The sequence below is a fragment of the Alginatibacterium sediminis genome, from assembly GCF_003610775.1.
In the GTDB taxonomy this organism is placed as follows: domain Bacteria; phylum Pseudomonadota; class Gammaproteobacteria; order Enterobacterales; family Celerinatantimonadaceae; genus Alginatibacterium; species Alginatibacterium sediminis.
In genome coordinates, this window is sequence record NZ_RAQO01000009.1 from 57,867 (window position 1) to 83,969 (window position 26,103).

General features: G+C 43.4%; 24 protein-coding genes. 15 read left to right on the forward strand and 9 right to left on the reverse strand.

What is annotated here, in order from left to right:
- Positions 1–74 precede the first annotated feature (74 nt).
- Positions 75–593: a GNAT family N-acetyltransferase gene (locus DBZ36_RS16615; RefSeq protein ID WP_120356097.1), complete on the forward strand. Its 519-nt coding sequence runs from the start codon at positions 75–77 to the stop codon at positions 591–593.
- 3 nt (positions 594–596) lie between these two features.
- Here DBZ36_RS16615 and DBZ36_RS16620 read toward each other — a convergent pair whose 3' ends face one another.
- Entirely contained in the window at positions 597–1,484 is an 888-nt protein-coding gene (locus DBZ36_RS16620; protein ID WP_120356098.1) for an AraC family transcriptional regulator, read from the reverse strand.
- 110 nt (positions 1,485–1,594) lie between these two features.
- Between DBZ36_RS16620 and DBZ36_RS16625 the strand changes: the two genes are divergently transcribed.
- From DBZ36_RS16625 to DBZ36_RS16640, 4 genes are all read left to right on the forward strand, one after another.
- Positions 1,595–2,743 (forward strand): MFS transporter, encoded by a 1,149-nt coding sequence (locus tag DBZ36_RS16625; protein WP_120356099.1) that lies wholly within the window; start codon positions 1,595–1,597, stop codon positions 2,741–2,743.
- 16 nt (positions 2,744–2,759) lie between these two features.
- Entirely contained in the window at positions 2,760–3,326 is a 567-nt protein-coding gene (locus tag DBZ36_RS16630; protein ID WP_120356100.1) for a nucleotidyltransferase family protein, read from the forward strand.
- Positions 3,327–3,679: 353 nt separating this feature from the next.
- Positions 3,680–5,116 carry a catalase gene (locus DBZ36_RS16635; protein WP_456057504.1) on the forward strand — a complete coding sequence of 479 codons (1,437 nt, stop codon included), beginning with the start codon at positions 3,680–3,682 and terminating at the stop codon, positions 5,114–5,116.
- A 111-nt stretch (positions 5,117–5,227) separates the two neighbouring features.
- A complete protein-coding gene (locus DBZ36_RS16640) occupies positions 5,228–5,746 on the forward strand; it encodes a phosphoribosyltransferase (protein WP_120356102.1) in 519 nt (172 codons plus the stop codon).
- Between the two features lie 17 nt (positions 5,747–5,763).
- Here DBZ36_RS16640 and DBZ36_RS16645 read toward each other — a convergent pair whose 3' ends face one another.
- A complete protein-coding gene (locus tag DBZ36_RS16645; RefSeq protein WP_120356103.1) occupies positions 5,764–6,390 on the reverse strand; it encodes a response regulator in 627 nt (208 codons plus the stop codon).
- Complete coding sequence (locus DBZ36_RS16650) at positions 6,390–7,805, reverse strand: cache domain-containing protein (protein WP_120356104.1); 1,416 nt, start codon at positions 7,803–7,805, stop codon at positions 6,390–6,392. Before DBZ36_RS16650 ends, DBZ36_RS16645 begins: the two co-directional genes overlap by 1 nt.
- Before the next feature lie 239 nt (positions 7,806–8,044).
- Here DBZ36_RS16650 and DBZ36_RS16655 point away from each other — a divergent pair, with 239 nt between their 5' ends.
- The 3 genes from DBZ36_RS16655 to DBZ36_RS16665 all read left to right on the forward strand — a co-directional run bounded on the left by DBZ36_RS16655 (position 8,045) and on the right by DBZ36_RS16665 (position 11,000).
- Complete coding sequence (locus tag DBZ36_RS16655) at positions 8,045–9,115, forward strand: TRAP transporter substrate-binding protein (protein ID WP_120356105.1); 1,071 nt, start codon at positions 8,045–8,047, stop codon at positions 9,113–9,115.
- Between the two features lie 76 nt (positions 9,116–9,191).
- Complete coding sequence (locus tag DBZ36_RS16660) at positions 9,192–9,695, forward strand: TRAP transporter small permease subunit (protein ID WP_120356106.1); 504 nt, start codon at positions 9,192–9,194, stop codon at positions 9,693–9,695.
- A 12-nt stretch (positions 9,696–9,707) separates the two neighbouring features.
- Positions 9,708–11,000, forward strand: coding sequence for a TRAP transporter large permease (locus tag DBZ36_RS16665; RefSeq protein WP_120356107.1), 1,293 nt, complete (start codon positions 9,708–9,710; stop codon positions 10,998–11,000).
- Positions 11,001–11,628: 628 nt separating this feature from the next.
- Here the strand turns inward: DBZ36_RS16665 and DBZ36_RS16670 are convergent.
- Both DBZ36_RS16670 and menE read right to left on the reverse strand, forming a co-directional pair.
- Complete coding sequence (locus DBZ36_RS16670) at positions 11,629–12,261, reverse strand: tRNA-uridine aminocarboxypropyltransferase (RefSeq protein ID WP_120356108.1); 633 nt, start codon at positions 12,259–12,261, stop codon at positions 11,629–11,631.
- Positions 12,262–12,264: 3 nt separating this feature from the next.
- Positions 12,265–13,680 carry an o-succinylbenzoate--CoA ligase gene (menE, locus tag DBZ36_RS16675; protein ID WP_120356109.1) on the reverse strand — a complete coding sequence of 472 codons (1,416 nt, stop codon included), beginning with the start codon at positions 13,678–13,680 and terminating at the stop codon, positions 12,265–12,267.
- A gap of 271 nt (positions 13,681–13,951) precedes the next feature.
- On the opposite strand from menE, the gene DBZ36_RS16680 reads away from it, so the two are divergent.
- The gene (locus tag DBZ36_RS16680; protein WP_120356110.1) at positions 13,952–14,938 is read left to right on the forward strand and encodes a TauD/TfdA family dioxygenase; all 987 of its coding nucleotides are present in this window, start codon (positions 13,952–13,954) and stop codon (positions 14,936–14,938) included.
- On the opposite strand, the gene DBZ36_RS16685 is transcribed toward DBZ36_RS16680, so the two are convergent.
- Positions 14,935–15,648 (reverse strand): GntR family transcriptional regulator, encoded by a 714-nt coding sequence (locus tag DBZ36_RS16685; protein ID WP_120356111.1) that lies wholly within the window; start codon positions 15,646–15,648, stop codon positions 14,935–14,937. The two genes, DBZ36_RS16680 and DBZ36_RS16685, sit on opposite strands and share 4 nt — an antisense overlap.
- Positions 15,649–15,817: 169 nt before the next feature.
- On the opposite strand from DBZ36_RS16685, the gene DBZ36_RS16690 reads away from it, so the two are divergent.
- The 4 genes from DBZ36_RS16690 (at position 15,818) to DBZ36_RS16705 (ending at position 19,788) form a co-directional block, all read left to right on the forward strand.
- The gene (locus tag DBZ36_RS16690; RefSeq protein WP_199711905.1) at positions 15,818–16,720 is read left to right on the forward strand and encodes an aldo/keto reductase; all 903 of its coding nucleotides are present in this window, start codon (positions 15,818–15,820) and stop codon (positions 16,718–16,720) included.
- Between the two features lie 15 nt (positions 16,721–16,735).
- Complete coding sequence (locus DBZ36_RS16695) at positions 16,736–17,341, forward strand: TRAP transporter small permease (protein WP_199711906.1); 606 nt, start codon at positions 16,736–16,738, stop codon at positions 17,339–17,341.
- Complete coding sequence (locus tag DBZ36_RS16700) at positions 17,335–18,621, forward strand: TRAP transporter large permease (protein WP_120356112.1); 1,287 nt, start codon at positions 17,335–17,337, stop codon at positions 18,619–18,621. The genes DBZ36_RS16695 and DBZ36_RS16700 overlap by 7 nt, the downstream gene beginning before the upstream one ends.
- A 114-nt stretch (positions 18,622–18,735) precedes the next feature.
- Positions 18,736–19,788 carry a TRAP transporter substrate-binding protein gene (locus DBZ36_RS16705; protein ID WP_199711907.1) on the forward strand — a complete coding sequence of 351 codons (1,053 nt, stop codon included), beginning with the start codon at positions 18,736–18,738 and terminating at the stop codon, positions 19,786–19,788.
- A 33-nt stretch (positions 19,789–19,821) separates the two neighbouring features.
- On the opposite strand, the gene DBZ36_RS16710 is transcribed toward DBZ36_RS16705, so the two are convergent.
- Entirely contained in the window at positions 19,822–20,331 is a 510-nt protein-coding gene (locus DBZ36_RS16710; protein ID WP_120356114.1) for a tetratricopeptide repeat protein, read from the reverse strand.
- A 60-nt stretch (positions 20,332–20,391) separates the two neighbouring features.
- Here DBZ36_RS16710 and DBZ36_RS16715 point away from each other — a divergent pair, with 60 nt between their 5' ends.
- The gene (locus DBZ36_RS16715) at positions 20,392–21,780 is read left to right on the forward strand and encodes a cytochrome-c peroxidase (RefSeq protein ID WP_120356115.1); all 1,389 of its coding nucleotides are present in this window, start codon (positions 20,392–20,394) and stop codon (positions 21,778–21,780) included.
- A gap of 175 nt (positions 21,781–21,955) precedes the next feature.
- On the opposite strand, the gene DBZ36_RS16720 is transcribed toward DBZ36_RS16715, so the two are convergent.
- Both DBZ36_RS16720 and DBZ36_RS16725 read right to left on the reverse strand, forming a co-directional pair.
- Entirely contained in the window at positions 21,956–24,673 is a 2,718-nt protein-coding gene (locus DBZ36_RS16720) for an EAL domain-containing protein (RefSeq protein ID WP_120356116.1), read from the reverse strand.
- Between the two features lie 24 nt (positions 24,674–24,697).
- Positions 24,698–25,699: a FecR domain-containing protein gene (locus tag DBZ36_RS16725; RefSeq protein ID WP_120356117.1), complete on the reverse strand. Its 1,002-nt coding sequence runs from the start codon at positions 25,697–25,699 to the stop codon at positions 24,698–24,700.
- 155 nt (positions 25,700–25,854) lie between these two features.
- On the opposite strand from DBZ36_RS16725, the gene DBZ36_RS20480 reads away from it, so the two are divergent.
- Positions 25,855–26,097, forward strand: coding sequence for a hypothetical protein (locus DBZ36_RS20480; protein WP_158589131.1), 243 nt, complete (start codon positions 25,855–25,857; stop codon positions 26,095–26,097).
- Positions 26,098–26,103 lie beyond the last annotated feature (6 nt).

Here is a 26,103-nt window from a genome sequence, read left to right on the forward strand (position 1 = left end):
CAAATTGCTTTTCTCTTGAAGAGGTTTAAATTGGTGGATAGACAAATGCTGTTTTGATTGCTCAGGATCGGACTATGGAAATTAAAGAATCTAAGGTGTCACAAATTGAGTTGATAGGGCAACTTCACCGGCAATGCTTCGCAGCTGATGAAGCGCAAGAGGTAGCCAATTTGGCTATGTCGTTGATGAAAAGTAGCGACGAGGTACTCTCGCTGGTTGCTTTGGAAGAAGGCGAGTTGATCGGACATGTGGTTTTTAGTCCAGTTAAGATTAAAGAGCACGACCAGTTACCCACCTATATTCTTGCGCCATTAGCAGTGATTGGTTCTCAACAAAACAAAGGCGTCGGAACAGCACTAGTAGAACATGGGCTTAACTTGCTAAAAGTGCGTGAGGTGGTAGCTGTTTTTGTACTTGGGGATCCAAATTACTATGGTCGATTAGGGTTTTATGCCAGCCAAGATATTCATCCGCCATATTTGATTTCTTATCCAGAGGCTTGGCAGGTAAAGGCCTTATCAGATGGAGCCTTATCTGGACTATGTGGTATTGCGCAATGTGTCGACGAATTGATGAACCCAGACTATTGGTAATGTTTATAATTTTCTAAATTCTCGAGGTCTGACACCAAACTGCAACTTAAACTTCTTACTGAAATAGGCGGGGCTGTTGAAACCGACAGCAAGTGATACCTGAGTGATGGAGCTCTGCGTTTCTAATAAATTCTTAGCTGCTTGCTGTAATCGAAAGTTAAGTAGGTAGTTGTTAGGTGAGCATTGGAAGCAATTTTTGAACAATCGAAAGCACTCACTACTACTGATTTGAGCCGCAGAACTGATGTCCGCTACGCTAATCTGTTTGGCATAGTGTTGGTGTATGAAATTGATAAGGTTTTGAATTCTACTCTCAGTTTTTTGAGTCAGCTGTTCATGAATAAATATATTTGGCTCATGACGGCAAAACAAAAACCAAAAACGAGCAAGTTGGCTTTGCACGGAAATCTCAAAGCCAAAGTTTTGGCTTTGTAAGTCTTCAAATGCAAGGCTTAGTGCGTCAATGGCGCAAGCTTGCCAAGCTACATTTGGCGTTAATTTGTAGACAGAAAACTGAGTGTTGTTACGTGCGGGTAAAAAGTAACGCTTATAAATTTTACTATGCTTGCTGCCTGCTAAAAACAAAGGGTCAAGTACAACGTTTAAAACTCGGCAGTCATTTGTGCCAATATCAGTCATCCTGTGTAAGGCACTGGCATTAATAATTAGAGCTTCGCCAGGGTGCAGCTCACACTGAGTGCCAAGTGATTCAACATTAGCGCTTCCCTCAACTACCATCACGATTTCGATTTCTTCGTGCCAATGCCAAGGAACTTCCTGCCCAACAAATTCAGAAAATTTTTCGTCATAGAAGGCACACGGGAAGTCTAGCTCTCCGTGTTGGGTGAGTTCCCTTCCATCAGCATCTGTTTTAATATCGTATACTTGCATAGATTTGTATTTGGCAGAATCGTTATAGTTAAATGTAGTATATCGATATTCAATGCCTTTACTTGAGAGTATTGTCTAGTCTTTACCATTAACTATGCCCTTGGTTATCAATGTTATTACTACTCATTATTTATTTGGCGTTCATTAGTTTAGGACTGCCCGATGCAGTGCTAGGCTCAACATGGCCGGTCGCCTATGTTGATTTGAACTCAAGCCTTGAGTTTGCAGGTGTTATCTCGATCGTGATTAGCGCTGGTACTGTTATTTCTAGTTTGCTGTCGAGTCGCCTAATTCATCGTTTTAGTACCGGTAAAGTGATGGTTGTCAGCGTACTTTTAACCGCATTGGCATTGCTAGGCTTTGCATTCTCCCAATCAGTTTGGACTTTGGTACTACTCGCCATTCCTTTGGGGCTTGGCGGTGGAGCGGTTGATGCAGCGCTAAACAATTTTGTGGCATTGCATTACAAGTCCAAGCATATGAACTACTTGCATTCATTTTGGGGAGTTGGCGCAACTTCGGGCCCCTTAATCATGGCGATCTATCTGAATCAAGACCAAGGATGGCGTGAGGGTTTTGAAGTGATTGCCGCTATACAATTTGCGCTGGTTTTGGTGCTGTTACTTTCCATATCATTGTGGTCAAACGTTAAAACTCGCCATTCTGCAGAATCTAGCGAGTCACCGCATTTGATTAGTAATACGATGGCCTTTCGAATCAAAGGCGTGAAACTGCAGCTACTGACGTTCTTTTGTTATTGCTCTTTGGAGGCTGGAACCGGACTTTGGGCTGCTAGTTTCCTGATCACCGTGAAAGGTGTTGAGCCCACACAAGCAGCGTTTTGGACCTCAATGTATTTTCTAGGAATTACGCTAGGGCGCTTTTTCTCAGGATTTATCGCGGACTACGTAAAAGAAGAAAACTCGGTGCGAGTCGGAATATTTACCATATTATTGGGCGTAGTTCTGATGGCACTTCCAGGCTCTTTGGTTTTAGTTAAGCTCGGATTGGTACTTGTTGGGCTGGGTTGTGCTCCAATTTACCCGAACACGATTCATCTAACGCCAAAGCGTTTTGGGGAACAAGCCTCACAAACAATCATTGGTCTTTCGATGGCAACTGCTTATGTTGGAACCACCCTTATTCCACCGTTACTAGGTCTTATTGCAGTGAACAGTTCGTTCCAAGTACTACCGATGTTTCTTTTGTTTTTCGTTGTGATTATGTTGTGGAGTAGCCAGAGGCTACGGCAATTTTAAGCAATAATGGATTTGCATGAGCTACGAACAAACGATAGCCGATATAGTTGCCAATGACCCCTATCGAATGCGGGCATTACAAGCGCTGCGATCTCTCTGTCTTCCCGATGCCATGATTTGCGCGGGATTTGTTAGAAATCTAGTATGGGATCATCTGTTTCAAACCCATCGTCCACTCAACGATATTGATGTCATCTACTACTGTCAAAAAGACTGCTCAGTTCAGCGAGATCTTGAGCTAGAACAAAAGTTGCGTTTACGTGAACCGTTGATGCCTTGGTCGGTAAAGAATCAGGCTCGAATGCATTTAAGAAACAACGATCCTGTTTATCAAAGTAGTCTTGATGCAATGCGCTATTGGCCAGAAAAGGAGACTGCAGTGGGCGCCGTCTTGGATTCAAGTGGGCAGATTATCATTAAGCATTGTTTTGACTTGGAATCATTATTCAAAGGGCAAATCACCCATAATCCAGCCAAGCCGGTAGCGGTTTTTAATGAGAGAGTGAAACGTAAAAACTGGCTTACATTTTGGCCAAAGCTTCGAGTTAACGTATCTGACTCACATGCTTCAAAAATGCCCTAGGAGTTTGGTAATGCTCTACAAAATATAGGGCATTATCTCTCAAAATGGAGTCGCTAGGGTTAGGCTAATCGAAATCGTACTTGAGGTTGTTTTTTGGACTATCCTTAATAGTTGTGTGTCCAAAGATGACTATTGATAGGTTTACAATCATTTACATATACACAGCAGATTTTGGTGAATCATTGCTGTATTTTAAATAGGTTTAAGCTCCTTACTTTTAGATTTCATTTTTATGAGTGAGATCTATTTTGTGTGACAAATAGTAATTATGAGCTAGTTTGTTTGACTCAGATCAATCCAAAGACCAGTTTCTCGAATAACAATGATTCTCATTTTATACCTAAAAGGAAGTAATCATGAAGAAATTGACTACTGCTGCCGGCTGCCCGGTTGCCCACAACCAAGATGTTCTTACGGCGGGGAAACGTGGTCCTCAGCTCTTACAAGATGTATGGTTCTTGGAGAAAATGGCCCATTTTGATCGCGAAGTTATACCAGAACGGCGCATGCATGCTAAAGGTTCGGGTGCTTATGGAACCTTTACCGTAACCCATGATATAAGTCAGTACACTAAAGCCAAAATATTCTCTGAAATTGGCAAAAAAACTGAGTTATTTGCTCGATTTACAACTGTTGCCGGGGAGCGTGGCGCAGCAGATGCCGAACGTGATATTCGCGGCTTTGCGCTGAAGTTTTATACCGAGCAAGGTAACTGGGACATGGTGGGTAACAACACCCCGGTATTCTTTTTACGTGACCCGATGAAATTCCCAGATCTAAATCATGCTGTTAAGCGAGATCCTCGCACTAATATGCGTAGTGCTGAAAGTAACTGGGACTTTTGGACCTCGCTTCCCGAAGCGCTGCATCAAGTGACCATCGTAATGAGCGATCGTGGCATCCCTGCAAGCTATCGTCATATGCATGGATTTGGCAGCCATACCTTTAGCTTCATAAATGCCAAAAATGAAAGATACTGGGTTAAATTTCACTTTAAATGCCAGCAAGGCATTAAGAATCTTAGTGACCAAGAGGCCGAGGTTTTGGTTGGTAAAGATAGAGAAAGCCACCAAAAAGATCTCTATGAGAGCATTGAGAAAGGTAACTTCCCGAGTTGGAAATTACAGGTTCAAATTATGCCCGAGAAAGAAGCAGAGTCTGTCGCATACAATCCATTCGATTTGACTAAAATTTGGCCGCATGCCGACTACCCGCTGATCGATGTTGGAGTTTTTGAGTTGAACAAAAACCCAGAGAACTTCTTTGCAGAAGTTGAGCAATCAGCCTTCAATCCAGCGGCAGTAGTACCGGGTATTGGCTTTTCACCGGATCGTATGTTGCAAGGACGGCTGTTTTCTTATGGTGACGCCCAGCGCTATCGCTTGGGTGTGAACCACCATCAAATTCCAGTCAATGCTCCGCGTTGCCCAGTAAATAGCTATCATCGTGATGGAGCTATGCGAACTGACGGTAATTATGGTTCCACCATAGGCTATGAGCCAAATCAGCAGCAAGAGTGGGCAGAGCAACCTGAGTTCAGTGAACCCCCGCTAGAATTGCAGGGCGTGGCAACGCATTGGGATCACCGCGAAGATACTGATTACTTTTCTCAAGCTGGAGATCTATTCCGTATTATGTCGAGTGATGAACAACAGCGCCTTTTTGAGAATACAGCCCGTTCGATGGACGGTGTTTCAGAAGCGATTAAACGCCGACATATCAAACATGCTCTTCAAGCCGATCAAAAGTATGGGGAAGGGTTAGCCGCAGTCATGGGCTTAAGTATATAAACCAACAATGCAGTGTGGGTTGATAAAGCCTGCACTGTACTTTCAATTGCATGTGACAACTCACCATGTCAATAGTTTGCCAGCTTGAGTACTAAGTGAGGAGTGTGGAATATGCAAAGTAAGCATGTCGGTGAATTAGTATTAAGCCAGAAACATATTGCCCAAGGAGTGACTAGTGTTGCGCAGCAGCTAAACCAGCATTTTGAACACGCTGTTGTTATTTCTGTGGTACCTGGGGGCATTCTGTTTACCGCCGATTTGGTACGCGAACTTAAAATTGATATTAGTATGGATTATATTTCTTGCCCGCATATTCCTGGCGATAAGCAAAACAAATCTCAGATTGTTTACCATCAAAACATAGTCATTGCTGGGCGCGATGTGATAGTTGTCGATGATGCAATTGAATCTGGCGGAACCATGAAACGTCTCATCGAGTTTTTAGGCGATAATTACCAACCCAAATCACTATCAGTAGCGACATTGTTTGTGAAACCTGGTCGAGTCGATATACAAGCGAAGCAATATTTTGGGTTTGAAATGCCGAATGATGAGCTACTGGTTGGTTATGGATTGCCTTGGAAGGACAAATTACGCAATGTCCCTTATGTTTCCAAACTAGTTCCTTAGTGAAAAAGAATTGGAGCTTAATGGTTAGGGTACTTTTCAATCGCGTATTTCATCATCGCAGCAGAATTCTCGAGTTCCAACTTACGCCTAATTTTTAGGGTGTGGGTCTCTACGGTTCGAATACTGATCGACAGAGATTCGGCAATGACCCGGTTACAACTGCCCTGACTTAACAAACGCAGTACGTCTTCTTCACGTTTGGTCAGCGAAGCGGCTTTGGTCGCACCTGCACTATTTTTATCAAACATTATTTGGCTAACACCTGCGCTGAAATAGCTGCCGCCATTAGCGACCCCAATCAAAGCGTTGATCAGTTCTGAAGACGCGATGTCTTTTAATAGATAGCCTTTTGCACCATTGTTCATCGCATTCTCAATGTACTCTCGGTTGTCATGCATACTGAGAATAACGGTTTTACAATTGGGGCAATGTTTCGATAGTTTTTCTAACAGGCCGATACCATTTAGCCGAGGCATATTAATATCAGTCAAGACAATATCTGGGCGCCACAACAAGGCTTTTTCGAAGGCTTCTTCGCCATTTTCGGCAACGCCTACGACTTCAAATTGTTCTTGAGCCTCTAAGCGCATACGTAGACCATCTTGCACCAATGGATGGTCATCAACCAGCAAAATTCGAATCATTATTGAGCCTCCATAATAGGCTGAGCCAGTGCCTGATTAGTACCGTGGATAGTTAAGGGTACTTGTACTTTGAGTTGCGTACCTTGACCGACTTGGCTCTTTACTTCAACTATTCCATCGATAAATGCGATCCGCTCCCGAATATTTCGTAATCCAAATCCATTACCATGTGGAGAAAGCTCTTTTCGCCGCCGCGCTTTGTGAGCATCAAAACCACAGCCGTTGTCTTGTATGCTCATTTTTAATTGTTTGGGACTTGCTTGCAGATGAATATCGATGGTGTCTGCCTTAGAGTGTTTTTCGATATTTTGAAGTGCTTCTTGGGTTACACGGTACAAGGTTGTTTCTACGGTTTCGGATAGCTCAAGATTTTCGATATTTGACTCGAAAAAAAGATCGATGCCGGTGCGCTGCTCGAATTCTTGGCAAAGGCTGTTTAAGGCTGCGTGTAAGCCTAAGTCATCTAGAATAGAGGGGCGCAAGTCTCTAGAGATTCGGCGAATCTCACCAATGGCTTCGTTGATGGTGCTTAAGCCATGCTGCAGACTTTCCGTCACCACTTCTGATGTTCCTTCACATTCAGTAGCTGTCTCAAGACGATATTTTATTGAAACCAGTAATTGATTGATACCATCGTGTAGTTCGCGTGAAACTCGTGTGCGTTCTTGCTCTTGCGAGTCGATAATTCGCTTAGTCAGTTGTTTGAGCTTCTTATCGGCAAGCTTGTGCTCACTTATATTGAGGCTGGCACCTAGCACGCCAATGAGCACCATTGCCGTCGTACAAACGAAAAATATCCAACTGAAAGTGCGCTCAATATTCGCTTCCATTTGTAAGTCTAGCTTGGAGACAACCCGATCAATTTCATCTAAATAGACGCCGGTGCCAAGCATCCATTGCCATTTATCGAGCAGAGTAACGACGCCTAGTTTTCTTTCCAGCTCACCCGTACTTGGCTTTTCCCATAAATAAGTACTATAACCGCCACCGGCTTTGGCTTGTGCTATTAGGTCTTGGATTAGAAAGGTGCCTTGGCTGTCTTGGTAATCCCAAAGGTTTTCACCAACTAATTCCGGGTTTATGGGATGGACTAAGTTAACGCCTTCAAGGGTGTAAATATAGAAATAGCCATCGTTACTAAAGCGTAAGCGGTTAATGATTTGCTTGGCTTGATGCTTAGCGACGTTGGGATCAAGGCTATTATCAAGATAGATTTCATTGATGGAGGCTAACGCCTGACTGATGTGATTTCTGAGCTCCGCACGTTTGTTTTCAAGAATGTTATCTTGTAATAGTGAACGTTGCTGATTGGTTAACACCTGACTTTGATATAAAACCAACGTAGCGATCAAGCTGGTTACCGCAATCAGTGGAACAATCGATAGTAAAATGATTTTGAACTTCAGAGAAAACATAAATACAGGCTCGATTGGAGAATTATGCGAGAAAACTCAATGGTATACTGAAGTGCAAAAAATAAGTTGTGATCTGTGTTTGAGTTTGACAAAAGTATAGCATCTACGTGGATCTACGTAGTAAAAAGCCGTGCATTGGCGGATGTTAAAAATATAACAACTTGCTAACATGGTGGTGTAGTCGCTGAGTATAACAGCACAATAATGGAAACTACCTCTACCTACACGGAGCTCTAACAATGTTGAAGTCTTTATTTCGTCACACCGTTCTTGCAGTAGCTTTTGCTGCCGCTAGTTCAAGCGCATATGCAGCAGAAGAAGTATATAAATTGAAACTTGCCGAAACTTGGGGTCCTAATTTCCCTATCTTTGGTGATTCAGTGAAAAACATGGTCAAAATGGCAGAAGAAATGTCTAACGGCCGTTTGCAGATTCGAGTTGACTCGTCTAACAAGCATAAAGCGCCTTTCGGTGTTTTCGATATGGTGAAAACGGGTCAATATGACTTAGGCCACTCGGCAAGTTATTACTACAAAGGCAAGGTGCCTAATACCTTGTACTTCACTACTATGCCTTTCGGTATGACGGCTATGGAGCAACATGCTTGGTTCCAATATGGCGGTGGTCAAGAATTAATGGATGAAGTTTACGCCCCGCATAACTTGATGGCATTTCCTGGTGGTAACACCGGTGTGCAAATGGGTGGTTGGTTTAAAAAGGAAATTAACAGTGTTGATGACCTACAAAACTTGAAAATGCGTATTCCTGGTTTCGCTGGTGAAGTACTTGCCAAGTTGGGCGCAACACCAGTAAATATTCCAGCAGGTGAGCTATATACCTCACTTGAGCGTAATACGATTGACGCCTTGGAGTGGGTTGGTCCATCACTCGATTTACGAATGGGTTTCCACAAAATTGCACCGTACTACTATATGGGTTGGCATGAGCCAGCAACAGAGTTGATGTTCATCGCTAATACTAAAAAGATGGAAGCTCTACCTGCTGATTTACAAGCTATCTTGAAAGTCGCAATGCGCAAAGCTGCTTACGACATGTATGTACATTCATATGCAGAAAGCGCTAAAAACTGGGAAATCATGAAATCTGAATTCCCTGATGTGCAAGTTAAAACTTTCCCTGCGGAAGTTATTACTGCAATCAAGAAAGCCAACGACGAAATCTTGTTAGAAAAGGCTGCTGAAGATGAGCAAGCTGCTAAAATCATCAAATCTCAACAAGACTATCTGAAACTAGTTCGCGTATGGACTGACATCTCAGAATACGGTTATCTAGAAAGCGTAGCTGAATAAGCTCCACCCCAAGGCTACTTTAGTTTAAAGTAGCCTTAGTTCTATCCCCCTCTCATTCGACTTGGAGTTACAGACAATGGAAAGTCTGCAGCATGCCTTAGATCGGTTCTCCGATTTATTGGGTAAGCTATCGTCAGTACTGATGATCCTATTGCTTATCAATGTTTTTTACGATGTAGTGGCGCGCTACTTTTTTCACGCAAGTTCTATCGGAATGCAAGAACTTGAATGGCATTTGTTTGCATCTATGTTTTTGATTGGTATCGCTTATACCCTAAAAGACGAAGGCCATGTGCGAGTTGATGTCTTATACGAGAAATTCAGTCCTAAAAAAAGAGCTTGGGTTAATGCGCTAGGATGCGTGGTTTTCCTACTGCCATTTTCAGGACTTATCATTTGGTTTGGCTATGATTTTGCGCTGGAGTCCTACTCATTAGGTGAAACCAGTGGCGATCCAGGTGGCTTGCCCCATCGTTGGGTGATCAAGGCCATGATCCCTATTTCGGCCTTCACTCTAGCCCTTAGTGGTTTAGGGATGTTGCTAAAAAACCTACTTATAATTCGGCAGCCAACGGCGTAAAAGGGATTTCCAATGATTGGTATTATTATGTTCGCGGTTGCGCTGTTGATGTTGCTAACGGGTTTTCCGGTAGCATTCATTTTTGGTGGCGTGGCCTTGGTGTTTGGTATTTTTGCCGAAGGTTTAGATCTCTTTGCATTCATGCCTTATCGCATCATGAGTATTATGCAAAACTCAGTAATGATGGCAGTTCCGCTGTTTATCTTTATGGGAGTGGTGCTACAAAAAACCCGCTTAGCTGAGCAACTACTTGAAGCCATGGGGCAATTGTTTGGTCGAATTCGTGGCGGTGTCGCGGTATCGACAATTCTTGTGGGCTCTTTGTTGGCTGCGTCAACCGGCGTAGTTGGTGCATCGGTTGTAGCGATGGGCGTAATTTCGCTACCGGTAATGCTCAAATACAAATATGACAAGAGTTTAGCCACTGGTGTTATTTGTGCCTCTGGTACCTTGGGTCAAATCATTCCACCTTCAATCATCTTGATCATCCTTGGTGATGTTATGGGTGTTCCTGTCGGTGACTTGTTCCGAGCCGCTTTGTTACCAAGTGCAATGTTGGTTGGTGCATTTATTCTTTATGTACTTGTTTTCGCTTTCTTAAAACCTGAGTCTGCGCCTGCCTTACCTGAAAGTGAGTCTGCCGGGCATGGTCTCAAGCCTTGTTTTGCCGCGTTTAAAGCAATCGCGCCACCAATGGCATTGATTATCGCGGTTCTGGGTTCAATCTTTTATGGGATTGCGACACCAACTGAATCTTCGGCGATTGGTGGTGTTGGGGCGATTCTGTTATCGGTTATCTATCGTCAGTTTTCGTGGAAAATTATCTTCGAGGCGGCTAAGGAAACCGTTAAAGTAACCTCGATGGTATTTGCTATTTTCATCGGTGCAACGGCATTCTCAATGGTGTTCTCATACACTGGCGGCGAAGAAGTAATTGAAGAAATCATGCTTAACTTGCCAGGAGAAAAGTGGGGCTTCTTAATCATTACCATGTTGGTCATTTTGGTACTGGGCTTCTTTATTGATTTTGTAGAAATATCTTTCATTGTGGTACCAATGTTGTACCCAATCGCAGAAATATTGGGAATTGACTTAACTTGGTTTGCAATTTTGATTGCGATGAATCTACAGACGTCGTTCTTAACCCCGCCCTTTGGCTTTAGTCTGTTTTATCTGAAAGGGGTTGCCCCCCCAGAAATCAAAACCATGGATATTTATAAAGGTGTTATTCCGTTTATATTGTTGCAGATGTTGGTGCTCGGCTCGATATTGGTATTCCCTGATTTCTATGGCTTCAATAGCTAAATATAAACAAGTAGATTGATATCAGCCCTTACATGAGTGAGTTCGTGTAAGGGCTTTTTTATGGGCTAAGCTTCAACCCTGGCTAGATGATAAGTCTGAGGTATAAATGGTTTCGCAGTGTAGTACCTATCCAAGTAATTATTTAATCAGCTTAGTCGGCTTCAATCACTTTTATCTGCGTCAAATACAGTGTCATTAGGTCAACATGCAACTTAGATTTTTCTTGATCTAAGCAATTTTTATGCGACTAATGCCGACCAACTAATTAGTAGAAATGGGAAAAGTAAGCTTGGCATCTCATTGAAAAGAGACAAATTGAAGACCAAAAAAAACCTCAGCAAGCTGAGGTTTTTTTAACAGTGACGCTATGTCATGGTTGTACGTATTTAAAGGCTCGTACGAAAATTATTTTTATTATTTAGTTCAGCCAATACCGCAGAATGTGTAGGGGGCACAACGCCAATGCTTTGGTGTTGTCGCCTGGTTCACTTAATGCGACCTCCGACTTAACTTCAATATACCACACTGATTACAAAAGTTAACTGTTTTTTAACAATGACACCTATAAATATCAACCTATTTATTGTATGGTCATTGTGTTTCTATGCATCTGATTGATTTAACAGTGTTAATTAGTTTTGTAGCGCTTCAATACTTTGGGTGACATATGTTGTTGTTGTTGTTCTATGCGAGTTTTTAACAATTGACGTAGCGTTGTACCATTAAAGTCTTCAATGTTTTCAAGTAACAATGCAACAGCTTCCAAGGTTGATAAGTGATGCTCACTTGGGGCTTTACGAATGGTATAAGCGCTTGGGGGGGCGTTCTCAAAATGAAAATGTGGTATTGCATGTAACCATGGATTCAATTGCAGCATCTTGTAGGCTTTGCGCCAAGTCGCATCAATAATTATCCAATGTTCAGGTAATTTCGATTTTTGCTCTGCGTGTTTGTTAACATCGTAAGCATTGTAGTTGACCAATCCTTTGCTGAATTCACTCGGGTATAGCAAGGCCCAGTGCTGTTCTTGACTAGCAACTAGAGTTGCTAACTCTTGGAAATCTGCGGCTTGCTCCCCAACAATAATTTGGCATTTGTCCAAGACCCGCTCGCACATCCATGCGCTGCCCTTTGCATGCTTAGCTTCATCGGGGTGCTGTATAATAGTAACGCTATGTCGATGAACTTGAGAGCTAAATTGATCACAAAAGCATAAACGTTGGGCCGAGCGACAGCTGTCGCAATAAGCGCGTTTTGTCATTCTCTAGACATTGTCCAAGTGTTGTTGGGAGTACTGATTTGCAAGCTCAGCTAGATTTTTTCTAGAGTGCTTTAGACCTTCTACTCTGGGGAGAGGATAGCTGGCAATTGGAACCTTCAAACTAGGTAGGTGTGGTTTTAAGTAATCTCTTACTTGTTGCAATGTAATATCGCCCGTTGATTGATAGAACAATACAGGGCGTTGCCCATACTCTGCATCGCGTTGTGCCACAATAAAAGCCTGTTCAATTTCACTTTGTTGGTACAGCAGGCTTTCAATTTCCTCTGGTTGAATATTCTCACCGCCGCTCACAAACATATTGTCGCAGCGGCCATTCACTTGCAAAAAGTTGCCCAATAATTGGCCGATGTCACCAGAGTGAAACCACCCCATTTCATCTTGACGGGCGATTACGCGTCCATTTTGCCAATAACCCATAAATAAACATGCACCTTTTACCAAAATCTCGTCGTCCAGAAGTTTAACGCGACGATGCGGAAGAATTTGATAGCCAGCGGACAAACTTTGATGGTTTCGAGTCGCTATTTGAGAGCTCATCTCGGTACTCCCATAGCTGCTATACACTGAGAAACCTCGCTCGACGCACGCGTCTAAAAGCGTATCAGCGCAGGGTGCCCCACCAACCAAAATATGTTTAAGTTTGAGTCTATCGGGTAAAAACTGCTTGGCTGTTAATAGCCGATACAACTGGGTTGGTACCAGTGAAATATGGCTGACACTTTGCTGCTTAAGTTGTTCGATCAATGGACTTAGATGAAAACCTAGAACCACAGTCGCGCCGGCCAACAGACAGCGCCAAACAATCGCTAGGCCGCCAATGTGATACAAAGGCAAGGAGAGTAACCAGCGTTCGTTTTTACTTAAGGGGATGACAGCCTGGCTTCCTAAGGCGCTAAAATAGTGATTTTTCCAGCAATGTACTGCTGCTTTTGGGAGTGCACTACTACCTGAAGTATGAACCATACTTAATGGTCGTTCACAATGCAGTCCAACTTGAAGCTCTTCTAAGCTGAACTCGCCTTGAAATGGATCTAATTCTAGAACCTGTTGTGCGCACTGAAAACTAGACTTCTCAAAGTAACCACTGTTTGCGTCCAGGTTTTTGACTAACAAGGATAATTGCTGAGGCCGCAATAGTTGGTTCAACGGACAAAAGATAGTGCCAAGATGTAAACATGCAAGCTGAAGTAGTAGCGGTATCAGTTGACGTTCGCTGATGCAAACAATTCGATCGCCGGGCTTTAAGCCTTGTTGCTGAAGTTGCGCAATAATCCTAGCCACCATTTCACTGAGTTGGCGGTAGCTATAGTTAACGTTGCTTAATTGAAGCGCAATTGCGTCAGGTTGACGTAAATAATGCAACCACAGAGGTGATTCAGCGATGGGTGTTAAGGTCATGGTGCTATTGATGGTTCAAGCTGTGCTTTAAACCTACCTGTTACTGGGCGTAAGTTCAATCGAAGTCCACTGAATCCGAGCTCAAATCATTAAACAGCGCTTATAAAAGTCGAAATCAAAGCCTTGTCGTGATTCAAAATGTGATCTTCAACGCATTACGATACTAAAATATATAATTCATTCACTATTGATTTACATGTGCTTCGAGCTAAGTTACATTCTGGTTAAATCTGTTAACCGGGCGTTGCCCTTTTGAATCTAAGGATCGAACATGGCTGTGCATTTCGGCTCAATCGCTGAACAAAAAACAATTGATGGACGAGTATTTCCGCTAGTTATCTCACCTGATGAGAGTCAACAAGGTTTTAGTCAGCAGCAGTTTAATTCTTGGATTGCACAAAACAAATCTCAGCTTCATGAGTTGTTGATAAGTCATGGCGCGCTGCTTTTCCGCGGGTTTCCAGTTGATGATTCAGAAGCTTTTGAGGTCATGCTCGATCACAGTGATTACACCAATATGGAATATGTTGGAGGCGCAGCACCTCGGACTCAAGTAACTAAAACCCGAGTCATCACCGCTAACGAAGCGCCGGCAAGTGAAAAGATTCCTTTCCACCATGAAATGGCACAGGTTCCCAAACCGCCGGGCTATATATTCTTCTACTGTGACATTGCCGCACAAAGCGGTGGAGCAACCTCAATTCTACACTCAGCCGAAATCTATCGAGCCTTTGAAGCGATTGATCCTGAGTTTGCGCAAAAGATAGAGCGAGAAGGGGTCCGTTATATTCGGGTCATGCCAGAACAAACGGATAATAGTTCACCGATTGGTCGTTCGTGGAAAGAGACCTTCATTGTCGATAACAAAGAACAAGCAGAAGAGCGACTTAAAGAAGCGGGTATGGATTGGGAGTGGCTTGAAAACGGCGATTTAAAAACAATTACCAAAACATTGGACGCGATCCGGTTTGACGACGAAATTGAGCGAAAAGTTTTTTTCAACGCCATGGTAGCGGTTTATACCGGTTGGAACGACAGTCGCAATAGCGGAGAGACGGCGGTAGTAACCGGCTCTGGTGAACGGTTGGACAAATCAGTTATTGAAAAAACCAAGAGCGCAATGAATGAGCTATGCGTGAATTTCCCGTGGCAACATAGTGATGTGCTATGGATTAATAACCATACGGTATTACACGCTCGCCAGTCTTTTGAAGGGCCGCGGCGAATTTTGGCTTCGATTGCTATTAAGGAAGACTAAGCAATTCGATTCACGTATTGGCAGACAATTGGGTTAAACCATGTGATAGAGAATTCTTCAATACGGTTGCGGTTGGATCGGCTTTCGCGAGTAACTAATCCAAGCGTGCTAGCCGTTTCCAGATTTAGTTGTTCACACACCCAATCTGGAGCGCTTGCACAGCTTACTTTATCGCTTACTTGGCTTATCCAAAAATCAAAGTTTTCGCGATAATAATGGTATAGAGATTCGTGGAGTCGACGTTGCTCTAACTTAGGGTCGTGGCTTTTGTCGATCCAAATTTCTTCTGCTGCGACTAGAGTTTTGTTGATAAAACGCTGGCGGCGAATTCGCCACAATTCTTGGCTATTGTCTTCCAAGCCTAAGCTTGTCGCAATTTCGGGATTGGCTTGCGCATCAATACTTAAAATGTCGGCATGAGGGATACCCGCACCTTCAAGCAACTCGAGACGAAACAGCTGGTATATGGCACCACCTTCAGGAGGACGTTTTACGTAAGTTCCGGAGCCCTGGCGACGCTCCAAGAGGCCTTCTTGTTCCAGTTTTGCGAGGGCTTTTCGTAGCGTACCAACAGCAACACCAAGCTGTCGGGCTAATTGAGCTTCAACCGGTAAGCGCTGACCAACCTGCCATTGCCCGGCAGCGATTTCTCGGTGTAATAGTTCACCGATTTGAATATAGATAGGAAGACGTTGATTAGAATTAGGCACAGTTTTTTAATGTTGTTTTTTGTTTATAAAAGAATATCACAGAAAAATGCGCTTTGGTTCAAACAATTCATTTACAATTCATTTACATGGTGATCTCAAATTGCTAGGGTGAGCCTTATCAGTTTGAGTTTACCTTAGATATTAAAGAAGCAATTTAGGGAGAAAGTTAGTGCAACAATTAGCATTAGGTCGTAGTGACGTCATGATTAGTCAGCTGGTTTACGGCGTTTGGCGTTTGGCCGACGATAGCAATACCAGTCTTGAGCATGTTCGCGCTAAAATTGACCGCTGTTTAGATCAAGGCATCACTAGTTTTGATCATGCAGATATATATGGCGATTACCGTTGTGAAGCCTTATTCGGTACAGCCCTTAAAGCTGACCCGAGCCTACGTCAACGCATGCAGCTCATTAGTAAATGTGACATTGCTATTACTAGTGATAACTTTCCAAAACGACGGGTCAAGTTCTACGACACCACCCCGGCTTATATCGAAGCGAGTCTTGAACAAAGTCTTCTCAACTTAAATACCGATTACTTAGATAGTTTGTTAATCCATCGTCCGGATCCGCTGATGGATTATGCGCAAACGGGCGCCTGTTTAGATGCCTTAATCGATAGTGGCAAAATCCGCAGCGCCGGTGTTTCAAATTTTGAAGCTGAAGATTGGCGTTTATTGCAAATGCATATGCGTCATCCTTTGGTTACCAACCAAGTTGAGATGAGCGTTTTGCAACGTGATGCGTTCACCAACGGTAGTCTCAGTGCTATGCAACGCGATGGTATGCGGGCTATGGCTTGGTCGCCTTTAGCTGGTGGAGCCATATTTGGCGATAGTGCAGCAGCGATGCGAGTGCGCCCATTGCTAGAAGCTGTGGCGTCTGATTTTTCTGGTCGCATAGATTTAGCTGCTGCGGCTTGGTTGTTGCAGTCTCCAGCTAATGTTGCTGTGGTCATGGGAACGAACAACTTGGACCGAATTTCAGGTTTGTCCGATGCCTTGAACGTTTCAATTGACCGTGAAACCTGGTTCGAGATTTGGACAGCAGCTGCCGGGCAAGAAGTGCCGTAAGCTGCATTTCAATTTATGTCTAATCAAACACATAGTTCCAGCGGCAACTTTAATCAGCTTGCCGCAGAGCAAAAGGAGACGGCAATGCTGTCGATGCTCGAAAAAGCGCATAGTGGCCTCGGTTGGGTAAACCAACTATTTGCCAAAATTGGTGCTTCAATAGCTTGGGTATTAGTTGCCTTAATGGTGGCTAGTATCTTGCTGCAAGTCTTTTTCCGATACATTCTCAACGATGCCTTGCCCTGGCCCGAAGAAGTCGCAAGAGCGCTAATGATTTGGATGATGGCCTTGGTTGCTGCAAGCGCTTATCGCAGTGGTTCTTTTGTAGCAATTGAAATGCTGCATGACTACCTACCCAACAAAGTAAGACATTTCTTGAAGTTGATTTTGGCCGTGATTGCGATGTTGATTTTGTATCGCTTGACGCAGTTGGGTATCGATTTTTTTGAACGTGGTTTTCGAACACGCGCTGCGTCATTCCACTTATCTCGAGCATGGATTTATTTGGCAATGCCGGTGTGTTTTGGATCCATGTTTGTAGTCAGTCTTGAGCTGGTACTAGCTGAATTTTTAGGTCTGTTCAATCGTGGACCAAACAGCGTAAAGGATGACGCATGTTAACTCTATTTCTACCTCTATTTTTGATCCTACTATTAATCGGAATGCCGGTATTTTTTGCGACTTTATTTGCGCCCGCATCGATGTTGTTGGTTGCAGATATGGCGCGCGATGTGCCTATGCTTTTCCGGAATATTTATAACGGTATCGACTCGTTTCCTTTAATGGCAATTCCCTTCTTTATGTTAGCGGGAGAATTGATGAATAAAGGCGGAATTACACTGCAATTAGTGAATTTTTCTCAAGCCTTTATTGGGCATGTTCGCGGCGGTCTGGCACATGTGAATATTATGTCGAGCATGTTGTTCGCCGGTTTGTCGGGCTCGGCAGTTGCAGATACCTCTGCCATAGGTTCCATGTTAATACCCGCGATGGAAAAAAACGGGTATAGCCGTAAATTTGCTGCAGCAATTACAGCGGCTTCTTCGGTGATTGGGCCGATCATTCCGCCTTCTGGCATTATGATTATCTATGCCTACACCATGGAAGTGTCTGTTGCAGCTTTATTCGCGGCGGGTGTGATACCAGGCATGTTGGTTGGTCTTGGCCTTATGGGCGTAACGGCAATAATGGCCAAAAAATATGATTTTCCTATTGCTAGTAAGCGTAAAACTTGGCCGGAGCGTGCGGTTGCAACCAAGCACGCAATACTTCCTTTAATGACGCCTGTCATTATTTTGGGTGGCATCCTTGGTGGTATTTTCACGCCAACAGAAGCATCCGCCATTGCTGTTGCTTATGCTCTGTTTTTATCATTATTTGTAATGCGAACAGTAAAATTTAGTGAACTTCCTCACTTGCTAAATCAGTCTGCCAAAGGTTCGGCGGTGGTGTTGTTGTTAGTCGGTTCTGCGATTGCATTTAAAACGGTTGTGAGTCTTAGTCACAGTGCTGAGCAGCTGGCCGCTTGGGTGCTTAGTGTTAGTGATAATCCACTAATGCTGCTGTTTCTGATTAATATTTTGCTATTCGTTGTCGGTATGTTCTTGGATGCTGGCCCTGCGATTATCATTTTGGGCCCAATTTTAGCGCCAATATTCATCCAAATCGGAATCGATCCGGTGCATTTTGCGATCATTATGAGTGTCAACTTAACCGTTGGTTTGGCAACACCACCTATGGGGTTGGTGCTGTTTGTCGCCTCTAGCGTATCTGGCGAAAGGGTCGAGTCTATCGCCCGCTCAATTCTGCCTTTTCTTGCCGTTGAAATTGCAGTTATCTTTTTGATTACTTTTTTTCCACCCATTTCGATGTTCTTGCCACAATTACTTGGCTTGGCATAGAAAGTAGTAGCAAAGCGCTCAAAGTAGCGTTTGAAGTTAAGGCGCAGTAAGGCCGAATAAAATAAAACAACAAATTGAAAGGTAGAACCCATGATTAAGGAAAAATCAGCAAACATGTCAAAGATCGCGAAAGCTTTGGGCTGTGCAGCCCTTGTTTTCGGGATGAGCATGGCGCAAGCCGCAGATTTCAAATTGCGTGCAGTAGCAAACTCAAACGAAAATGATGAGGATTATGATGGCCTTGTAGTGTTCAAAGATTTTGTAGAAGCGCACTCAAATGGGAAAGTATCGGTAGATCTATTTATCGGTACTCAGTTATGTGCAAATGGCACCGAGTGTATGCAAGCACTAGAAGATGGCTCTGTTGACATCTACATCTCCACGTCTGGTGGTGTTGCCAACATGTTCCCTTACGTTCAAGTACTGGATTTACCTTACTTACTACGTGACGATAGGGTTGCCGAAACTGTTCTAACAGGTGACTTTACTCGTGAAATGCGTAAAAGCATTTTAGCTGATTCAGATGACAAAATTCGCTTGATGACGATAGGTAATACCGGCGGATGGCGTAACTTTGCTAATACCAAACGCACTGTTAAAGAGCCTAAAGACATGGATGGCTTGAAAATCCGTACCGTTGTTGCTGATTTACCGCAAGAGTTAGTTAAAGCGCTTGGAGCAAGCCCAACACCTATTCCGTGGCCTGAACTATTTACTAGTTTCCAAACTGGTGTTGTTGAAGGTTCTAAAAACGGTATTACCGATATCATGGGCATGAAGTTCCCTGAAGCAGGACTTAAATATGTAACCCTTGATGGGCATGCCTATATGAGCGCGCTTTGGTATATGAATAACGATATGTTCATGGATATGCCTGAAGATGTTCGTAAAGTCGTGGTTGATGGTTTCTCGGCCTTGCAGCAAGCAACATTTGCTTCTCCAAAGCGTAAGTCAATTAAGGCCTACCAAGAGTTTTCAGAGGCTGGCGGTACTTTGTATGTACCAACTCCTGAGCAAAAGACGATGTTCAAAGATTCAGCCGCTCCGGTTTACGAATGGTTTAAAACCAGTGTAAAAGATGGCGAAAAGTGGATTACGCTGCTTAATGACGAAGCTGCCAAAGCTGAAGCGGATATCGATAAAGCTTACGCTGCCGATCTAAACTAGGGCATGCATAGCAGCCTGCCCCTAGGGGCAGGTTTATCGAAACGGATATAGTTGCGCCTTGTAGTCTGCGATTAAAAGCTTGGCTTGTGCTATTTGTTCGGGCGTCATTTTCTTCACGATTTCGCGCTGACTAACTGCTGCGTCAGGGTCTCCGCCAATTGCGGAGAGCACGTACCAAGTATAGGCTCTGATGAGGTCCACGGAAGGTATGCCGCGGCCAACTTCATAGTACCAAGCAATACCAGATTGAGCTCCCGGGTGGCCTTGAATCGAAGCTCGTAAATACCAGTCGAAGGCTCGAATGTCATCTTTTTCTACGCCTAGCCCCATGGCATACATGACTCCAATGAGCTCTTGTGCATCGGCGTTGCCGGCAGCGGCCGCAGGTAAAAACTCGTCCATTGCGGCTTCAAATTGGTTTTGTTCCATAAAGCGTCGCCCATCTTCGAGATCGGCAAGGCTTGGGTTCGAGAATAGTAACGCGCAGATTGAGGCGGCTAATAGTCGCTTAGTTGTACTGAGTCTAATTGGTTTTATGTTCATGCTGATCCCTCAAAATATGTATATATAGGTCAGCAGGTTTACAAGGATAAGTAAAGGCAAATGTTTCAATTGTCGTCGAAAATCAAGTTTTTTGTAGTCTACGTCGCCAAAAGTGCCAATATACTGTTTTGGTTTTCTTTGCTGTCAGTCACGGTGTTACCTGCAGCAGCTACAGAGCAATTTGTGTTACCAGAGCCTTTAGGGGATGCTGACTTTCACCCGGTACAGCAGCATCAAGCAGAGCTCGGTCAGCGTTTGTTTTATGACAAAATTCTTAGCGGCAATCAAAATATAAGCTGCGCAGCCTGCCATCACCCAAGCTTAGGAACAGCCGACGGCTTAGCTCTAGGTTTAGGTGAGGGAGCCACCGAACTTGGCTCCGAACGGCTTATGGAACTAGGAGTCAATCAAAGACTACGGCGCGTACCGCGCCACTCTCCAGTACTGTTTAACTTAGGAGCTAAGCAATTTACGCGTATGTTCCATGATGGTCGGGTAGAAATTAATTCGCGCTGGCCCAGCGGCTTTGATTCACCTGCAGATGAATTCCTACCAACCGGCTTAAGCGATATTGTTGCTGCACAAGCGCTTTTCCCAATACTGTCTGAAATTGAGATGGCTGGGCAAATTGAAGAAAATGAAGTTGCAGGGGCGACTCGCCGCCGAGCCGACTACGCTTGGGATATTGTGCTAGAGCGCCTAAAGCAAAACCCTGAATATGTCACACTATTTACTAACGCTTTTAGCGATGTAGATTCCAGCTCCGATATTGAAATTCGTCACTATGCTAACGCCGTTTCTGCTTTTATTCGCTTTGAATGGAAATCAGTTGATAGTCCATTTGATCGCTACCTTTCGGGAGATTTAAGTGCTCTGAATAGCCAACAAGTTCAAGGCATGCAGCTCTTTTATGGCCAGGCTGGATGTAGTTCTTGCCATCAAGGTACTCTGCAAACCGACCATGATTTTCATAGTTTAGGTTTGCCTCTGTGGGGCCCAGGACGTACCCGGCGCTTTAATAATTCGGTAAGAGACATGGGCCGAATTAATAAAACCGATGCTGTCGCAGATCGTTACAAATTTAGAACCCCAAGCCTTAGGAATCTAGAAAATAGCGCGCCCTATGGTCACAATGGGGCTTATGACCAGCTCTCTGATATAGTACGCCACCATCTGAAACCACAACTGTGGCTAGATCAGTACACTTATCAAGACCTAAGTCTACCGCAGGCTCATCCCTTGCAAGATGCCGATTTATTGGCCAGCCTGGATAACAAAGAGCAGCAGTTGTTACGGGCCAGTATTAGCATAGAGCCGGTGCAATTGAGCGAAGATCAACTAACCCAAATTTTAGCTTTTTTGTCAGCCTTGAATGATCCAAATGCACAACAAGGTCGCCTTGGCATACCTCAAAGCGTGCCCAGTGGTTTAGCGATATTGCGTGAATAATACCAATCACAGTAATTTATTGATCACTATTGTTTGACTAAAACACCAATCTTGTCGTCATAACTCTTGTCATTAGACCGCTAATAACCGCGACTTCTTCCTAAAGCTAAGCGTTTTAGTACAACAAGTAAAAGACCAAAAATATAATGGGATTGGTATAATTGATTGGTTTAGCTTAGTCGAATTTGCGTTGCTGATTAATTACCCAACTCAAGAAGGCTTCACTTGCTTGCGGTGGCGAGAATAAATAGCCTTGGGCGATATCGGCCCCGAATGTTTCTAAACTGGCTAAAGTAACTTCATCTTCAACGCCTTCGCAAACTACTTGCATGTTTAGGCTGTGAGCGAGATCGATAACAGTTTTAACGATCGTTTGCTGCGAAGGGCTCTCCAGTAAATTGAGTAAAAAACTGCGATCAATTTTTAGTTCATCGACGGGTAGCTTATCTAGGTATTGTAAAGACGAGTGACCGGTACCAAAGTCATCGATGGATACTTTTAAACCTAGCTTGCGAAGTTCACCTAAGGTCTCAATACACTTGGCTGAATTGGTCATTACCACGGTTTCAGTTACTTCGACCGAGAAGTTTTGTAAGGCAAGCGGCGCTGCTGCAAATTGTTGACGAAAATAGTCGACAAGTTTTACATCGAGCAGGTTTTGCGGAGATAAGTTAACCGCGATATTTATATTAATACCTTGGCTTTGCCACAACTGAGCTTGGGCAATAGCTTGTTCGATGATGTAAAAACTTAAGCCCTGGATCAGTCCTGTATGTTCCGCAACGCCTACAAATTCGTCTGGTGAAATAGGGCCAAGCTGAGGGTGATGCCAACGGGCAAGTACCTCGGCACCAATCACTTTTCGACTCGCGATATCAATTTTAGGCTGGTAGTTTAATTGTATTTGATGTCCGTTTACGGCATCTCTTAAATCACCAAATAACATGAGTCGACGCAAAGTGGCTTGTTGATATTGTTGGTCAAAAACACAAGAAAACTGCATGTTTTTCTTAGCTTGATACATCGCTAGGTCAGCGTGCTTAAGTAGTGTTTCAAAATCTTCACCGTGTTGTGGATAATATGCGATACCCAAGCTGGCACTGATGCTCAAGTCAATGTCATGAATTTTAAAACGTTGCGCGAATATTTTTTGCAGCTTTTTAAATTGCTCAGCATAGAGGCTAAGGTCATGAGACGGACTAAAAATCAAAACAAACTCATCGCCACCAAGACGTGCAATTAACTCGGTACCGGGTACTGTTTGTAGTTTTTGAGCCACTTGTTGTAGCAACAAGTCCCCGTGGTTATGCCCTAGTGCATCGTTAACGTCTTTAAAGTTATCAAGATCCAGCATTACAACTGCAAAATTCGCACTTTGTAATTTTGCAGATTGAATGACTAATGGGCTTTGTAGTTCAATCTGCCCTCGATTTGCGATCCCGGTGAGGTGATCATGATTGACTTGGTGGTGTAGCTGTTGCTCGTACTTTGTTTGCTGAGTAATGTCTCGAACTAAATATGCAACTTGAGTTTTGTTGTCCAGTTTTACGAGTTGGCGGCTGTACTCGAAAGTGAAGCTCATACCAGCCTGAGTATTAAGTGTAATTTTTTGAGGTCTAATGGTATTTTCAGCGAGGTGCTCAAGTTCCAAAATGTCATCAATTTTGTCACTAGAATTGGGCTCATGTTCAAGTTGTAGCATGTCCATGATACGTGCATTACATTCGATGATTGAGCCATCAAGTTCGGTTCTAACGATACCTTCACTGCTATTCATCACAATAGTGTGTGACCAAGCCTCGGCATTGCGCTGTGCAATTAGATGACGAAAGCTAAGTATCTGTTCGATTTTTAGGCGTGATATCACCTGCTGAATAAGCGCAAACAAACATAAAAGGTGCAAGGCGAAGGTGGGGAATACGATAGAACGTTGGGTTTGCAGTACCAGAGCAATTGTTTCGATACTTAAAACACAGCCGAGAACCAAGAATATACCGAGTCGCCAGCTCTTGATTTTGAAGCCTATACCTAAAGTGAACGCTAGCAATAAAATCGCTATAAGTTGGTAGTGCATCTCAACAAAATACAATTGGCGCTCTTGAACGATAGTTTCGTAAGCTAAAGCCAGAATAGTAGCGCCGGGAAGCACGAAGTAATTAGGGACCGCTTTAATGTCCCCTAGCTCAATTGCGCTGGCACCGATGATGACAACTTTGTCAGCAAATAAATTTGGGTTGAATCGACCTGCAATTAGATCTGCCATGCTGATTCGAGGAATAGTTGAAGGACTGATACTAAAATCGATAAAAAATGGGTCGCTACTGGTCATGCCATCAAGCATTAGCATGACTACATTAGGTGCAATAAGCATAGGGTCTTGGCTAAAAGGGTTCAATTGGCGGACTAATCCATCAGGTTCGGGGGATATATTCGCTGAACCTAAGCTGCTATTTTCGGCAAACATCGGCAGTGCTTGAGTTAAACTCCAATTCCCACTGGCATCTTCTTGGGTAAATGCTGGCAGTATGATAGGAACTTTGCTTTGCTCAATAGACCAGGCCAAGCTTTGGTCTTGAAGATCGCTACTACTGGAGCTGAAATCAATATCTATAAAGATACGCTTGGCTTGGTATTGATTAAGTTGATCGATTGCCAAAGCAAAATAAGAGCGTGGCCAAGGCCAAACCCCAAACTCTTTGATACTTTGGCTGTCCATTTCGACGAGTACTAAATCACCACTGGCTTGGCGTTCTATTTGAGTACTACGCCAATCCATCATTCTAAAATCAATGCTTCTAAACTGTGCGTAAAAGTTAAGCGTGCCAATAGCGATGGTGATCAACACCAAGGCTATCCAAAAGTCGATTGTCCTAATACGATTAGTTTTAATCACGCTAATTTGCTATGCACAATTAGACTACTTATTTTTCGATTTGCTTTGGGACTTTGAGCTTGCATTTGAGCTACTAGCTTTGCTGTTGTTCGACTTTGAGCTTGAACTGCTATTGGAGCTGCTGTTAGAGCTAGAGTTTGAACTGCTATTGGAGCTGCTATTAGAGCTAGAGTTTGAACTGCTATTGGAGCTGCTGTTAGAGCTAGAGTTTGAACTGCTATTGGAGCTGCTGTTAGAACTAGAGTTTGAACTACTGTTATCAACCTTGGTTTTGTCTTTATTACTATTGTTCGACTTTTGGCTTGCTGCATCAGCAGCTTTGACATTGGTACCTGTGCTATCAAACTCGGCTTGGGCGTTATTGTTGCTAACGACTGAGGCTGTTTGTTCAATAATGCTATCAAAATCTACGCTTTCAACTTCTAAGTCTTCAGTTTCTGTTTGCTTGTTGCTGCCCTGGACTTGTTCGCCAGCATTAATAAGAACCAGTTTTTTATTCTTGTTTTTGTAGCTGGCCGCTACTTGCCCACGACTAACAGCTACTTTAGTTTTCCCAGAGCGAACATTTACTACGAAAATCGTACCTTTAACCGTAGCTACCATGTTAGGTGTTACGACTTCGAAATGACGCTCTGCACTCTTGTTTACTTTAAGCAGAAGCTCTCCCGCTGTTTGAATTAAACTGGTGCGAGAATCATTGGAGCTGCGAGGGAACATAACTGTTGTATTGGCTGACACCAAGGTGCGATCTTCGCCATGGGTCAATAAAACCCAAGCTTGATTTGATGTGCGGATAATAAGGTCTTTGAGTTCGATCCCTGCATGGTAAGGAGCCCAGCGTTGTGTGCTTCGATCAAAATATTCAATATAACCAGAATGTTGTGCAATAACCCATTGACCGTCGCCACCTAAGCTCAAAACATCTTGATCAAGTAGCGCTTGCGCAGCAGATCCATTGGCGAGAGCCGAAACATTGAGAGCAAAACTTAAAACGAGAATCGAGCTAAGAAATCGAATCAGTGACATCAAAATATCCTTTGGAAGTAAATCGTCCTTAAGTGTAAATAATAACCGATAAGCGCCAAATGTAGGTAATGAATTTAACTAAGCAACTGAAATTGATATAAGTTTCATTTGTGTTATCAGTTTGTGCTTTGCGCGAGAGTTATTTGTAAAACGGAATGGATATAAGATATAAATTGCAGGTATTGGTTTCTTTTAGGGGGGAGTTGGATACTAAGACTATCGATTCTCAAGAACTATGCGCAATGAAAAATGTGACCAATGGCCTAATAGTGATTACGAGTGCAGCTTTGGTGCTTGTGAGCCTGTTCGTTGGAAAAGGTACTGAGCAAGCGGCGCTTCAATTAGTTGCCTTTCTTTTAATTGTTGCCAGTTTAAGCCTCCGAGCGAAAAGCAAATAGTTTGAT